1 protein-coding gene is annotated in these 2,622 nt (G+C 45.4%); it reads right to left on the bottom strand.

The window, feature by feature from the left end; translation table 11 throughout:
* Nucleotides 1-110: 110 nt before the first annotated feature.
* Nucleotides 111-2,390 (bottom strand): 1,4-alpha-glucan branching enzyme, encoded by a 2,280-nt coding sequence (gene glgB, locus PX636_RS20775; protein ID WP_288118642.1) that lies wholly within the window; start codon nt 2,388-2,390, stop codon nt 111-113.
* Nucleotides 2,391-2,622 lie beyond the last annotated feature (232 nt).

Here is a 2,622-nt window from a genome sequence, read left to right on the forward strand (position 1 = left end):
AAGAGGTAGTTAGATATGTGTAATTAATTGTGTCTAGCTGCTTACCAGTAAACAGTTACCATGTTCACTGATAACTGATAACTGTTTACTGATCACTGAAAAAAGCTTCCCTATTCCCCAGAAGCATTAGGACTGATTTTGAGAACTAAAACCCCTAAAGGTGGTAAACAAAGATCGATCGAGTAGGGACGGCTATGATAGGACCATTCCTCCGACCATTTACCACCGAGGTTGCCCATATTACTACCGCCATATTTACCCGCATCGCTGTTAAAGATTTCCTGATAAAAACCGGGATGAGGTACACCAACGCGATAATGGCTGTGGGGTTGGGGAGTAAAATTACAGACCACCACCAGAAACTCCTGCCAATTTTTGCTCCAGCGCAGGAAAGAAACGACGCTATGACTATTATCACTACAGTCGATCCACTCAAAGCCATCCTGACCAAAATCCTGGGTATATAAAGCAGGTTCACTCTTATAGGTGGCGTTCAAATCTGAGAAAAAGCGTTTTAGCTGTTGATGGGGTTCATGCTGCAAAAGACCCCACTCCAAATCACCCCAAACATTCCACTCACTCCACTGGCCAAATTCCATGCTCATAAACATGGTTTTCTTGCCGGGGTGGGTAAACATATAACTAAATAATGCCCGGACATTGGCGAATTTTTGCCACTCATCCCCCGGCATTTTGCCAATCATATTACTTTTGCCGTGAACCACTTCATCGTGGGACAAAGCCAGCATATAATTCTCGCTGTGGTTATACCACATACTAAAAGTGACATTATTTTGATGGAATTGACGGAACCAGGGATCCATGCCGAAATAATCGAGCATATCGTGCATCCAGCCCATATTCCACTTCAAATTAAAGCCTAAACCGCCCATATAGGTGGGCCAGGACACCATCGGCCAAGCGGTGGATTCTTCGGCAATAGAGAGAATTCCGGGGAAATAGCTAAAAATTACATGATTAACTTGACGCAGGAATTCCGCTGCCTCTAAATTTTCCCGGCCACCGTACTCGTTAGCCACCCATTCCCCATCTTTACGACAATAATCGAGATAGAGCATAGAAGCCACCGCGTCCACGCGAATGCCGTCAATATGGTACTTATCGAACCAAAAAAGAGCATTAGCGACGAGGAAATTTCTGACTTCGTTGCGACCGTAGTTAAAAATTAAGGTTCCCCATTCCTTGTGTTCCCCTTTGCGCGGGTCGCCGTGTTCGTAAAGATGAGTACCATCAAAGAAAGCTAACCCGTGGCCATCTTTGGGGAAGTGACCGGGGACCCAATCCACTAGCACACCAAGGCCATTTTGGTGACATTGATCGATAAAATACATAAAATCTTCAGGATTGCCGTAGCGACTGGTGGGGGCAAAATAACCCGTCACTTGATAACCCCAAGAACCATCAAAAGGATGCTCGGCGATCGGTAATAATTCGATATGGGTGTAACCTAATTCTTTAACGTAGGGAATCAGTTTTTCGGCCAACTCGTAGTAACTCAAAAAGCGCGCCCCAGTGTTCCATTCCGACACGGGAACCGCTTCCCCTTCCCCGGCAAGTAAACGGGGGGGTTCGGCACTAGAAGCGTGCAGCCAAGAACCGAGGTGTAATTCGTAAACGGAAACCGGTTGAGTTAAAGGATCGCTATGGCGGCGTTTTTCCATCCAATCGCTATCATCCCAAGTATAGCTATCTAAATTAGCCACGATCGAGGCGGTTTTCGGGCGTACTTCTTGGGCAAAACCGTAGGGATCAGATTTTTCGTAAATATGACCTTCCCAATTTTTGATCTCGTATTTATATTTAGTGCCAACACCGATTTCTGGGATAAACAATTCCCAGACCATATTATTACGTTTCCGCATTTGGTGATCCCGACCATCCCAGCTGTTAAAATCACCAATAATTGAGACGTTGCGGGCATTAGGAGCCCAAACGGCAAAATAAACCCCTTTAATACCCTCGATTTCAGCTAAATGCGCCCCTAATTTTTCATAAATGCGATGATGGTTGCCCTCCCCAAACAGATGTAAATCAAAATCGCTGAGTTTGGCAGAACGGAAGGCATAGGAATCATAGATTACCCGTTCCTGTTCCCCCTCGTGGATGCGTAATTGATAATTGTTCAGTTCACTGATATCGATAACGCACTCGAAAAAATGGGGGTGATAAGCGGTCGTCATGGGATATTCTTGTCTTTGGGACGGTAAAATAACCCAAGCGGCCGTGGTTTTCGGTAAATAGGCTCTAACAACCCATTTATTTACTTTTCCTTCTTCTTCTAGGGGATGGGCCCCCAAAACCTCAAAGGGATCGTGATGGAGGTTGTTGACGATTTGATGGACTTGTTCGGGGGATACCACTATAGACATTCATTTACCACTCTTGACATCTACAATACTTATAGCAAGGAAATAGTCATTTTTTTGTTGCCTTCTGGGAATTCTCAAACTAATGATATATTCTGCCTACTTAGGGTCTGCTGAAAAAGTTTTTCGTGGGGGTAGGGTGTAGGGTGTGGGGTGTGGGGTGGGGGGTGTGGGGTGGGGGGTGTGGGGAAGTGGGAAGAATAAATAAAATAATCTCCTGTCTCCTGACGACCGG

The organism is Microcystis sp. M53598_WE2, from assembly GCF_030067735.1.
GTDB lineage: Bacteria > Cyanobacteriota > Cyanobacteriia > Cyanobacteriales > Microcystaceae > Microcystis > Microcystis aeruginosa.